The 12,185-nt window shown below is 30.8% G+C and carries 12 protein-coding genes; 11 read left to right on the top strand and 1 reads right to left on the bottom strand.

The window, feature by feature from the left end; genetic code table 11:
- Positions 1-82: 82 nt before the first annotated feature.
- Positions 83-1,558 (bottom strand): hypothetical protein, encoded by a 1,476-nt coding sequence (locus V7024_RS21315; protein ID WP_335523634.1) that lies wholly within the window; start codon positions 1,556-1,558, stop codon positions 83-85.
- A gap of 740 nt (positions 1,559-2,298) precedes the next feature.
- Here V7024_RS21315 and V7024_RS21310 point away from each other — a divergent pair.
- The 11 genes from V7024_RS21310 to V7024_RS21260 all read left to right on the top strand — a co-directional run.
- The gene (locus tag V7024_RS21310) at positions 2,299-3,375 is read left to right on the top strand and encodes a hypothetical protein (RefSeq protein WP_335523633.1); all 1,077 of its coding nucleotides are present in this window, start codon (positions 2,299-2,301) and stop codon (positions 3,373-3,375) included.
- A gap of 581 nt (positions 3,376-3,956) precedes the next feature.
- On the top strand, positions 3,957-5,021 hold the full coding sequence (locus V7024_RS21305; RefSeq protein ID WP_335523630.1) for a hypothetical protein: 1,065 nt from the start codon (positions 3,957-3,959) through the stop codon (positions 5,019-5,021).
- A gap of 94 nt (positions 5,022-5,115) precedes the next feature.
- Complete coding sequence (locus tag V7024_RS21300; protein ID WP_335523628.1) at positions 5,116-5,529, top strand: hypothetical protein; 414 nt, start codon at positions 5,116-5,118, stop codon at positions 5,527-5,529.
- Between the two features lie 21 nt (positions 5,530-5,550).
- A complete protein-coding gene (locus V7024_RS21295; RefSeq protein WP_242293009.1) occupies positions 5,551-5,847 on the top strand; it encodes a hypothetical protein in 297 nt (98 codons plus the stop codon).
- Positions 5,848-5,861: 14 nt separating this feature from the next.
- Positions 5,862-6,242, top strand: a complete 381-nt coding sequence (locus V7024_RS21290; RefSeq protein ID WP_001030453.1) for a hypothetical protein — start codon at positions 5,862-5,864, stop codon at positions 6,240-6,242.
- Positions 6,243-6,719: 477 nt separating this feature from the next.
- On the top strand, positions 6,720-7,169 hold the full coding sequence (locus V7024_RS21285; RefSeq protein ID WP_335523625.1) for a hypothetical protein: 450 nt from the start codon (positions 6,720-6,722) through the stop codon (positions 7,167-7,169).
- Positions 7,166-7,399 (top strand): hypothetical protein, encoded by a 234-nt coding sequence (locus tag V7024_RS21280; protein ID WP_001048303.1) that lies wholly within the window; start codon positions 7,166-7,168, stop codon positions 7,397-7,399. Before V7024_RS21285 ends, V7024_RS21280 begins: the two co-directional genes overlap by 4 nt.
- Before the next feature lie 36 nt (positions 7,400-7,435).
- A complete protein-coding gene (locus V7024_RS21275; protein ID WP_335523622.1) occupies positions 7,436-8,464 on the top strand; it encodes a hypothetical protein in 1,029 nt (342 codons plus the stop codon).
- 112 nt (positions 8,465-8,576) lie between these two features.
- A complete protein-coding gene (locus V7024_RS21270; protein WP_335523620.1) occupies positions 8,577-10,499 on the top strand; it encodes a VirB4 family type IV secretion system protein in 1,923 nt (640 codons plus the stop codon).
- Positions 10,500-10,534: 35 nt separating this feature from the next.
- Positions 10,535-11,578 (top strand): NlpC/P60 family protein, encoded by a 1,044-nt coding sequence (locus tag V7024_RS21265; protein WP_335523618.1) that lies wholly within the window; start codon positions 10,535-10,537, stop codon positions 11,576-11,578.
- 18 nt (positions 11,579-11,596) lie between these two features.
- Positions 11,597-12,185, top strand: a 589-nt coding sequence (locus V7024_RS21260; RefSeq protein WP_335523616.1) for a hypothetical protein, incomplete at its 3' end; no start/stop codon positions are given.

Here is a 12,185-nt window from a genome sequence, read left to right as displayed (position 1 = left end):
AATGTATAGTGAATATATATTATTAGGTAAAAAATTTAAAAAAATTAGAGCTTGTTAAATTTACAAGCTCCATATTATGAATTTAACTTTCTAATATTCTTTTAAATACTTCTAATCCAGTATATTCTCCTTTTTCATTTTGAAAATTAACGTAATTATTAAACTTTGGTTTTTCGGCTAAAATTCTTTCAGACTCTTTAACAGCAATTGAAGAAGAATGTCTTAAATTTAAACAAATTTCAAAACCATTTGCAAAGAAAAGGGGAGGAATAGCTATATATTGTTGCATACATTTTTGTTTATAGTGAATGATTGCTTGCTCAATATCCACTTCATCAAAATAGAAGATATCTTTTTTCAGTATTAATTTTATCGTTTCATTAATTTGATTGTCTGTAGTAAAGATCTGTGAAGTAATTAATTTATCTTTTAATACAGAATAGATATGTTTGATATATTCTTCTTCTTCCTTTGTAAACACTATTTCATTTTGAGCTGTATTATTAGATATTTTCTCTATTAAAGAAGAAGAAGTATTTAATTGTGTATTATCTATATGTGTATTATTTAATTGTGTATTTTTTTCACTGTGTATTCTTATAGTTCGTCCTTCTGAACACTCCAAATTCAACACTTCATTTTCGGCACTCCCTTTTCGACACTCCAAAATCCCTTGATTTAAAGCTGTTTCTTGGGGTGTTGATTTGGAAGTCCCCACTTTTTCCTCTTTTTTTGTTTGGGGTGTTGATTTGGAAGTCCCCACTTTTTTATCTGTATCAGTTTTTCTTTTACCAAGTGCAAAACTAACTACATTTTTTGTTTCAATAATAGATTCAATTTCATTAATTTCGTTATCACTAAAAGGTGTAGTTCTATAAAAATATCTTGTATCATCTTTTTTTCCATTTCTTTTTTTAAATTGGAGAAAATAACGATTTTCAATTAGTTCTTCTAAGATTGTATTAACAGATACACGCTTGTTCTTTTTAAACCTAGAGTATAATTCTTTTCTTTGTAATTGATAACTTTCAGGATAAGAGATTAAGTGACATAAAAGCCCAATAGCTTGCAAACTTAAATCCTTAGATTGCAATAGTTCTCTAGGTAGCATTTCAAATGCATCTTCAAACCTATTATTATATTGAACTGAATTGTTTGGTAAATGGAATTGGTTGCCTATAAATGAAGCCATAGATCCACTTTCAGGAATGCTAATACTATTAGAATCAAATGGGACAATATCAAAGAAATAATGATGTGTATATTTACTACCTTCACGAACCTTTATTTCTTTTGCATAATTACATTCTTCTAGTTCTTTCCAACATTTTCTTATGCTTTTCTCTTTGTTAAATGGATAACGATGATATAGTTCTGTTTTTCGAATTATCCAATCATCCTTATATGACTTTAAATTCAAAAGAAGTCCTAATGCTTCTAAGCTCATGTCAATATGTTCTGGTGCTTGAAGTAATTCACGCGGAATTACTTCATATGGGAGCTTTTTTGATGTTATTTTGCTAAGATTAGCGGTATTAAACGAATTAGTCTCTACCATAAAATTTCCTCCTACTTATGATAGAAGGTAAAAGAAAAAACATTTTACTTTTATACTTTTCTAAAAATAAAAATTATGTTATCTTATTTATAGGAATTAACAACAATGTATGTTTTTTCTTTTACAACAACTACCAATGATCCATTAATTTGTTGACTGACGTGGAAATCTAACAACAAATTGATGGTCTTTTTTTTGCCTTTTTTCTAGTATTTTGTCACAATATGTAGCTCTGAATATATCTTACTATCAAAAATAACTTGTGCATAGGTAAACTAAAAATAAATTATTTGAAATTTATTATAAGATAACATATACTCAATGTATATTCAATATATAATTGAGTATACAGAAAAATCCATTTATTATACTATGATATTAAACGGATTTCCTTCATAATACTCTATTTCTCTTCATTTTTCGCCACATTTCTGGTATGATGTGGAAGAATGAAATATTGATATAGTTTTGTATGAATTTTTTGTTAATTAAACAAATAAAAAAACAAATAAAAAAAACCCCAGTACACACTTTTTTTAATGGTTAGGCTTTGGCGGGCTAACACCATTCAAAAAGTCCAAGAATACAGAGGTTTTTCATATTTATGTGTTACAGTTGATGAATTAACTTATGTCATCTGTTTTTGATGTTATCATACTTCAAAAAAAACGTAAATAGAAAAGTCTCTAATTTCTTGTACCCTTTATTGAGAAAACTGGGAAGAATGGAGGCTTTTTATTATGTCTAGAACAGGTGAAAGAGAATTAAAAACAAGTAGTCTATTATTTGATGAAGCTCCGCTATTAGTACGCCCTGAAATGGCTTCTCGTATTGGATTGAACGAAGCAATTGTTATCCAGCAAATACATTACTGGCTAGAAAATAAAAGGAAAACAACAAAAGAAAAAGATTTGAAAAAAGAGCGTACATATCGTGATGGGTGTTTCTGGTGCTACAACTCATATACAGAATGGCAAGAACAATTTCCTTTCTGGTCTACTAGAACCATAGAGCGTATTTTTACCAATTTAGAAAAAAATGGAATTTTAATTTCTGATTGTTTTAATGAATGGAAAACGGATCGTACTAAATGGTACACAATTGATTATGATGCTTTAGATAATTATAAAAAGGGAAAAAAGAGTTCTACTAAAAAAGATAAGAAAGAAACTATGAAAGTTGATACAGAGCAATCCGCCAAGTTGGCGGAAAGTGGTGTAGAGCAATCCGCCAACTTGGCGGAAAGCGATGTAGAGCAATCCGCCAACTTGGCGTTACCAATCCGACAAGTTGGCGTTACCAATCCGACAAGTTGTGGTGACGAATCTGACAACTTGTGGTCACCAATACCAGAGAATACTACAGAGAATACTACAAAGAATACTACAGAGATTTCTTTAAATTCTTCTTCTATAGAAAGTAGAAAAATAGAAGATAATAATTCTAAACCTGTATTAAAAGAAGAGGAAGAAGAAATTAATGAAATGCAATTAGATATGATTCGTACTTGTTTAATTGAAACATTAGGCAATGAAACTCCAATTATCCTAGTTAATGAAATTATCAATCATATTAAATCAAATGCTCTTATTAAAAATGTGTGTAAACAAGATATTCAACATGCTTATAGAGGTTTAGTTGTTAATTCAGGACAAAAACAAATTTATGATAAAGCAATATATCTAGGAAATGGGATTATCAAGCAAGTGAAAAATCGTTTACTTACAAACACTAATACATTTGGAATTCAACTAGATGAAAAAAAGTCTGAACCATACACTGGAAAAGTACCGATTTATAACTGGCTTGAACAATAATAGAGGTTTTAATGTTTCCCCCTTGTTTTTGGGTTGAAGGCTAGGGACTAGGGTGAAGCGTAGCGAGGGGCTAGCCCCTTGTAGTGTCACAATATATAGAACAGGAACAAAAGCTTAGGGCAGAAGTTCTGGCGGTTCAGGGGGGTATACTGGATAGTACAAGTCGATAACCATAACAACCTAGTTTTTGGTGTATTGGCTTGACGCGAAGTCAATACACCCCTGAATTTCGGAATGCTAAAAGGCCCGAAGGGAAGGTGGAGATTTTTTGAGTGATTTTCTCAAAAAATACTACCTTTCTTTAGCATGGAGAAAAGCCCTTGTTGTGTGAAAATGATAAATATCCTAAATGTTATCCAATAAATAAGTAAAAAATAAACAATAATATACATTAAATGTATGTTAAGTGTATGTTGACTATATATTAGGTGTATAATAAAATGTAATTACAAATAGAAAATTGTTGATTAAACACTTAATATATGTTGACTATATATTGAATGCATAGTAGAATAAGGATAGGAAGTTAATAAATGTGTTACATATCAATAATAAAATTTTTTATATATGGGGGAATTTAAATGACAACTTTAACAACATTCGCGATTGATTTAGGAAATGGTTTTGTAAAAGCAAAATCTAAAAACAGAAACAAACCATTTGTTGCACCAAGTTCTATTGCTAAAGAAAAAGATATGCTGAAATCCAGCACTAACATTTCAAGACAAAACAATGTTGAAGATGAAGATGGACTTAAATTTAAAGTTTTTGAAAGTGTTACACAAAAAGGAACTAAATACATTTGGGGTGAAGGCCTTAAAGAAGTTGTAGCATCAGATAAATTAATTTCTTCTTTTACGGTTGATAAAAGATATAAATCAGAAAACTACGAGTTATTAGTTGATTTTGTTTTAGGTGAACTAGCTTCTGATTTTAAAGAAAAAAACTTAAATGTTCGTGTTGTTACTGGGATGCCATCAGAGGAATTAGAAACACAAGATCAAGAAGATCTTGAAACAGTTTTCAAAGGAACTCATGTTGTAACAGTAGATGGTGTAGAAAAAATTATTACTGTCGAGCATGTTGAAGTATTAGAACAGCCATTAGGAACGTTATTTAGCCAATTAATTGATGAAAAATTAGAAATAAGTGCTGATTTTACTAAACGTATTGCAATATATGATTTTGGGGCTGGTACAACGATTCTTGACGTTTTCGAAGGTGGCAAACGTGACGAAGATGAAAGTCAAACACTACCAAATGGAATGAATAAGATTTATCAAAAAGTTAGAAACAAAAATAAATCCATTAGAACTTTAACAGTTCATGATATCGAAGATGCATTTAAAAATGATTATAACTTCAAAATTGGGCCTAAAACTTATAATTGCCAAGAACATGCGGAAGAAGCTATTACAGACTTTTTAGATCGAGCTTTAAGCACATTTCAAGGTGTACTTACTACCAGAAATCATATTGAGAAAATTTTTATTACTGGTGGAGGACAAAATATTGTTAAAGATAAATTATCATCATACTTTGATGATGAAGAAGATGTAACTTATGTTAAAAACAGTCAAACAGCAAGTGTTGAAGGATTCTTCAAATATGGTGAAGTAATGAATACATGGGATGATGAAGAATAATACGCTGTTAATAGTATAAATTTATATCAATATCTATATCCTTGCTTTAACGCAAGGATATAGATATATCTAACTTAAAAGGAGATTAAATGCAATGACCGAAAATAAAACTAAAACTCACAACTTTACCATAGATCAGCAAGTCGATAAGGATATTGAAGATACATTAAATGATTGGACAAAGACACGTAGAAAGTCACAAAAGATTAGGGATGCAATTAGATTGTTAAATCAAGTTGAATCTGGACAAATTATAACAATTCCAATAAGTGCAATAGCTCAAAATATTCCTATGGGTATGGGCTATAACCAAAATCAAAATCAAACGTCACAAGTACCTACTAATATTCCTAAACATGATGAAGAAGCAACAACAGTTGAGGAAGTTTCAGAAGAATCTGGAAAAGTGGAAGAAACTGTTATAAAATCTAAAGAAACAGAGTCACCAAAAGAACCTAAGGAAACGTTATCAAAAAGTCAGTTGAAAAATATAATGTCTAGAAGATGATAAGTAAAAGGAGTGATAGGAATGGGTCGGATATTAAAGGGGATATTGTTTGTTCCGATTCAAATTAGTAATGTTTTTCAATCATTTTTAGGAACTTTACTTGGAATGATTGTAGCATTTGTTTTTACCGGTACAGTATTACCTTTATTGTTTAAAATGTCATATAGTTTTTTGTTAGGAACTCAAATTTGGTATATTGTAAACTTTGTGTTTAATATGTACAACATTTATATTATTTTAGGAACATTGATTACAATTCTTCCTTGGTTTTCATATAAGGGGAAAATTTACAGGAACTTACAAAGGAATGGAATTTAATAAGGGGTGATCGCATGAACAAAGCACAAAAATTTAGCTTTATTTTGTTAATGTTTGGTTTGTTTATTGTATTAACAGCATGTGGTTCTAAATCTGTTGAATTAGATGGTAAATGGGCTTTAAGTGGAAGTAAACATACGCCTTTTAACCATGTTGAAGACATTGAGTTTAAGGATGGTAAAATTTTAACAAGTTCAGATAGTTTTCCATACACAAATTATGAATTCAATAATAAAGAAGATAAAAATGGTAACATGGAGATCTCATTGAAATCTGATCATGAAGCCACTAAAAAGTATTACTTGAAAAAAGTAGATGGAAGTAAAAAAGAGCTTTATATTACCAATGCGGAATTTAAAGACGAATTTAAAGATATGGTATTAACAAGAAAATGAAAAAAAGAAAAGCCTACTAGTCAAAACGGTCTGGGGAGACATTCTGATAGAGAGACTTTTCTTTTTTTTGTATTTTTTTATATCATACACGTTTTGATTTAGAATGTAAAACTAAAACGAAAAAACTTCAAAAAAATTCTAATTTTTTTCCAAAAAATGTGCTAATAATGGTTGCAATTGGTAAGAAAATTCTGTACAATTACATTATAGATATTTGATTTTTTGAAAAATCAACTCGAAGCCTTTATACACATGGTTTTAACGGATGATTTTTTAACATCAAAGTCGATGTTTTACAGGCTAAAAGGGGGTGGGGAATCAATGGGTAAAGAAGCTTTTTATACAGATACTTAAAATGTAGTCTAAGCTCATTTTTAGGCGCGTTATTGACATTGATAAATCAGGGTTGCCAATTCATTAAATGGGCGGTTTTAATGTATACTGTATTTACCCAAAATGAAAGGTGGCTTGGATTTATTGGATTCTGGAAATGACGTTAGGGAAAGAAATAAACAACATGCTATCACAATTACAATGAGTGATAGATCTTATCTAGCTGTTGAAATCGCATGTGAACGAACTAATGAAGCTAAAACTAACTTTATTAGAAATCGTATCATCATAGATAAGAAGTTTATTAAAAAGGCGGAAGATGAACTTAGAATTAAAAATTTTGAGGAAATCAGAAAAGAGTATAAAAAGCGAAAGCAATACAAACGTAGAAAAATGAAAAAAGGATGGACGACAACTATTTATCTACCTTCTATCGAATATGTCGCGGTTCTGTTTGCTAGTGTAGATAGGAAAAGAACTTTGACCTCTTATATTTCGAAGAGTCTGAGAATTGAAAAAGAATATTTGTTGGAAGCTGATAAAATGTTGGATGAAGATCCTAACATTATATTGGAAAGGAAGATGCATAAGTGAATCTTTTTAGTGCTTTCGGAAACTTGATTGAAGCTATTTTCAGTGGATTTTCAGGCATGTTAATTGGTATCTTTGGTCTAGCTATCCTTATTACTTGTATTGGTGCTATTTGGGGGCCACAACATAAAAGAGAAGAGTTCAAAGGTTGGTTAGGCTGGTGTGTTATTATCTTCGCTATCGCGTTATTAGCAAAAGTTATCTTAACTTTCGTTCAAACTAACGCACACTAATATTCTTATGAATAACGAAAGGGGTTCATTTTAAACATGATGGATTCGAGCGTTAAAAATTTAGTTTTAGCAAGGCAAGAAGAACTCGAAAGGGAATTCAAAATAGAATTACCATTAAATATAGATCCTTACAGATACTTATTTAACTTTCGAGTTATTGACCTAGCGTTTATCGCTCCCCTTGTCGGACTTGGATTATTAGGAGATTGGCAAATGCTAAAGATGGGGTGGCTTAATAGCATGAACTTCATACTCCCACTAGTTCCAGCTTCACTAGTGGGGGCTTGCCTTTTAATTAAAGATCCTGACAGAAAAAACATTTCATTAGGAAGACGCATGATGTGGTCATTAAAATTCTCAATGAGGGAGAAAGAGTTTATGTTCGATAAACAAGAAAAAGAAGACTTTTCTAATGATATCAGAAGTAAATTAGGTGTATTTAATATCACATCTGGTTGCTATGAAACATTAGACGATAAACTTGTTAAAGTAATTAAAGTATCAAGTGTTAACCTTGAAACTATGCCAATAAATGATAAAAGAAGAACACTTAGACAATGGGAAGGTTTTTTACAAGAAGCTGATATAAACTGGTTTCCTATGCAGATTCCTCAATATACGAAACCTGTAAACTTAACAACTTACTTAGCTGATGTTAGAGAACAAGCTAAAGGTAGAAGTAAAATTCAACGTATGTTTGTTGAAAGCTATATTGATAAAGGTAATGAGATACAAAAAAATAGATCAATGGTTTCAAAAGAAAGATATTTCATTGTTTCCGAAAAAGGAACAAATCAACAAAGTTTAAAAGAAGTGAATAGAAAAGCGCTGTTAATAAAAGGTAAAATAGAAAATATGCTTCAAGGTAGATACACTTTAAAAGCAAATATTCTTGAAAATGAAGAATTATTTCAACTTTTATATACAACGATTGATTATGAAAATGCACAAGCAAACATTGATTATGCGGATGAATATAATTTAGGTGATATAAGTATTTCTGACAAAGAAATGATTCAAGTTGAAAGAGAGAAAGAAGAATTAGAGAGAACAAGGATTTTATAAGATTTTTGTTCTCAAATTTTTTTTATTGATTTTTTGTAAAATTGAAAAAAACCTTTTGTTTTTAAGGATAAAATAGATAATTTTTTATTATGTAAGGAGTGTGTTTAATAAAATGGCATTAAAAAATTGGTTAGGTTGGGGAAAAAAGAAAAAGAGTGCAACAACTGAACAAGCGTATAAAAAATTAAATACAAATATAGTTAACAGAATTGCTCCTGATAGTATTGAAGAAACAGAGGATAATATTATATCAGGTGGTAACTATACACAAACTTTAGTGGTTGTTGATTATACATCTGTTTTAAGTCAAGAAGCGATACAAAGATTAACAGATCTAGATGAAAATGTTTCTATCATTCAATATATTGATTACTTTGAAAGTTCTAAAGTTGTTAAACAATTAAATGTAGCTATAGAACAAAATGAAATTAAAGAATCTTCAAAATATGCTAAAGGTGTTACTAAAAAAAGAGCCGAAGCTGAAAATGTTGCGGCGGATATGCTGTTAAATAATACAGTATTTAAAGGGAAAAGAATGTTCCAATTTCAATTATTAGTTCACTGTGTTGCTCCAACACAAGAGGAATTAAATCGTGTTGTTGAACGTGTTAAATCAGAAGTAGGTTCTTTTGGTAAGGCAATATATCCAAGAAAAGTTGCAAAAGATGCTTTTGATAGTGTTTTACCCTTTAATAACAACAAGGTATATGATTTAACATATCGTGCTATGAGTTCCCAAGCTGTCTCTTATTCATTCCCATTCCATGAAAATGAGATTTATATGGATGGAGGTAAAATAAAAGGAAGAAATATGATGACAGGTAATATCGTTAAAGTTGATGAAGAGAAATTATTGAATAAACATAGTGCTTATGTAGGGGTTTCTGGTTCAGGTAAATCTACAGCAATGTGTACAGATATGACTAGAGATTTTCAAGATGATGTAAGAATTTATACAATTGATCCCAAAAAGGATTATGGCCCAATGTATAAAGCTATGGGTGGAGAATGGATTAAGTTTGGTCTTGAAAAAGGTGGGGCTGTTGTCAATATTTTCGATGTACCAGCAAGAGCTGTAACATCCGAAGATGATGATAGTGATAAAGTTTCAGAAAGTAATCCGCTATTCGATAAAATTACAACGCTTGGTGTATTCTTCAAATTAATGTATCCTCAAATGAATGCTCTACAAGGACAGACACTTAACCAAGCGATTCTACAAGTCTACAGAGAAAAAAACATCACACAAGATATAGATTTTAGCAAATTAAAAAGAGAAGATTTTCCTATATTACAGGATCTATTCGATCTAATTAAAGATTGGAAAGATGCAAAAAGTAAAAGGTATAATCCTGAAAAATATGAAATTTTAAAAGAATTCCATCAGATTCTTTCTTCATATTGTAAAGATGAAGATGGAGAGGAAGGGCTATACAACAATCTATTTAACGAACCTACAAATGTTAAATTGGATAATGACCTAATTGATTTTGATATTTCAGCGGTTTATAGAATGGAAGAAGTAAATAAATTGATTTATTTCTTATTATTATCACATTTACGTTATGAAATTTTAAATGGTGATGGTAAGCGAACTAAATTATACATTGATGAAGCGCATATTATCGCTGATCCAAAAGTAGTTGTTGCAATGGAATATTTATTTGAATTAATGAAAGTTGTACGTTCATTTAACTGTGGTGTAGCGGTTGCGACACAATCAATTAGTGACTTCCTTTCAGCAAAAACAGACCATCGAAACTATGGTGAAGCGGTTCTTGACCAAGCAATTCAAATGTTAATTTTACCGATGAAACGAAAAGAAGTTGAATTCGTAAATGAAACATTACAATTGGGTCTTAGTGAAGATGATAAAAGTTTCTTAGAATTATTTGAAGCAACTAAGAAAGAACAAGCTGGTAAAGGCTTCTATTATTTAGGTAGTAAGAAAGTAAAAATGGAAGTATTTTTAACAAATCTAGAAGAAGAACTATGGTTTAGAAAAAATTATAATGTGTTTTCAGATGCAATGTAAATGAAAGGATAAAGTATAAATAAGGAGATTGGTTTATGAAGGACTTTCTTGAAGGTATTGGTAAAACAGCTCTCTTGAAAATTGGCGGTACTGTTGGTGGGATATTAGTTATTATTTTTATCCTTTTTATAGCTGTTTCTACAGTTAGTTTAAAGGGTGGTCATGATGCAAGTAATCAAACAAGTGGAATGACGACTGGTGGTGCTGTTTGTAACACCACTGGTCAAATAGATGAAGCGAAATTTGGTGCTATGGTCGCTCGTGCTGGGGTAATAAGTACGAAAGGTGAAGTTATAAAACAAGTAGCAAAAGATGAAGGTATTGATCCAGTATTGATGTTAGCGATTATTATCGCTGAAACTGGTTGGGGGAAAAGTAGAGCTGTAATAGAGCATAATAACCCAGCTGGTTTAATGGATGGTCATAGAATTAGAGATTATGCAACGCTTGAAGATGGATTAAAAGCACAAGGGAGAACATTACATAACCTAATTATCGGTCGTCAATTATTTACAATTGAAACATTAGGTGCTGTCTATTCTCCTGTAGGCGCTGACAATGATCCATACGGAACAAATAGTGAATGGGTTCCAATGGTTACATCATTTGTAAAACAAGCTGGTGGTTTGACTATGAACTGTACAGCTAGTGACAATGCTGGCGGTATTAATGGTAATGTTGCTGTCGGTGAAAATGGTAAAATGAATTATTTTGATGCTGTAATTGGCGAAATGCTTCAATATCAAGGTTGGCCGTATGTTTGGGCTGGTGCTAATCCTAATATGGGATTTGATTGTTCTGGATTAATGCAATGGAACTTTGCTAAAGCTGGGATTAAACTTCCGCGTACAGCGATAGAGCAATACAAAGCTACTGAACGTATAGATCCTAAAGATGTAAAAGTTGGTGATTTGGTCTTTTATAAAGGAACTTACGGAGGGCCGAATCATATCTCGCACGTAGGAGTCTATGTAGGGGATAACAAAATGTACGATTCTAATAGTAGTGGAATTGGCTATCATGATATTGGTTCTTACTGGCAACAGCATTTTGCTGGATTTGGAAGAATAAAAGGATAATATAATCAGGAGGTTAACATGGGACGTTCAGAAAAGAAATCTTATAAAGGGGTTTATACTAGCGTTGTTTTAGGTGTTACAACTGTTGCTTTGGCGTTCACTACTTTCCATTTTAAAGCGGAAAGTAGTGAATATCAAAATACCGCTAAGGAATCAAAGGCACAAGTTGAAAAGGTAGCAATGGATTATAAGAAATTAAATACAAAGTATGTGGAATTACAAAAAATAAATGGTTTAAATGCTAATGAAATGAAAGCAAAAGATATTATTACAAAAGCAATGAATACTTTGTTTAATTATAATAATGAAAATTATGTTAAGCGATTTGATTTGGCTAAAAAATATATGACAGATCAAGCTGTTGAGAATCAAAAAGGTTCTGGTGGGGATGCGAAAGCACCTAAAATAAGGATTGAAAAAAGAGTGGAAAATATAGAGGTGTACAGACAGGTTATAGAAGATAAAAACATTAACGCTCTAGTACAAGTTAAATCCACTTATAGTGTAGAAACAAAAGATAATCCAAGTGTAAGTGAATTATATAAAGTGAAAGTAAATTTAGAGAGTAATAAAATTGAAGAGTTTGAGTTGTTAGGTATAAATAATA

Source organism: Bacillus sp. JJ864 (assembly GCF_036963045.1).
GTDB lineage: Bacteria > Bacillota > Bacilli > Bacillales > Bacillaceae_G > Bacillus_A > Bacillus_A pseudomycoides_C.
Note: the sequence above shows the minus strand (reverse complement) of the source record. Positions and strands in the feature narration are given on the sequence as shown.

Excerpts from the sequence above, each read along its gene's own strand:
- V7024_RS21270 (WP_335523620.1), top strand. The coding sequence starts at position 8,577 with ATGGCATTAAAAAATTGGTTAGGTTGGGGAAAAAAGAAAAAGAGTGCA.
- V7024_RS21295 (WP_242293009.1), top strand. The coding sequence starts at position 5,551 with ATGGGTCGGATATTAAAGGGGATATTGTTTGTTCCGATTCAAATTAGT.
- V7024_RS21305 (WP_335523630.1), top strand. The coding sequence starts at position 3,957 with ATGACAACTTTAACAACATTCGCGATTGATTTAGGAAATGGTTTTGTA.
- V7024_RS21315 (WP_335523634.1), bottom strand. The coding sequence starts at position 1,558 with ATGGTAGAGACTAATTCGTTTAATACCGCTAATCTTAGCAAAATAACA.
- V7024_RS21310 (WP_335523633.1), top strand. The coding sequence starts at position 2,299 with ATGTCTAGAACAGGTGAAAGAGAATTAAAAACAAGTAGTCTATTATTT.
- V7024_RS21290 (WP_001030453.1), top strand. The coding sequence starts at position 5,862 with ATGAACAAAGCACAAAAATTTAGCTTTATTTTGTTAATGTTTGGTTTG.
- V7024_RS21275 (WP_335523622.1), top strand. The coding sequence starts at position 7,436 with ATGATGGATTCGAGCGTTAAAAATTTAGTTTTAGCAAGGCAAGAAGAA.
- V7024_RS21265 (WP_335523618.1), top strand. The coding sequence starts at position 10,535 with ATGAAGGACTTTCTTGAAGGTATTGGTAAAACAGCTCTCTTGAAAATT.
- V7024_RS21300 (WP_335523628.1), top strand. The coding sequence starts at position 5,116 with ATGACCGAAAATAAAACTAAAACTCACAACTTTACCATAGATCAGCAA.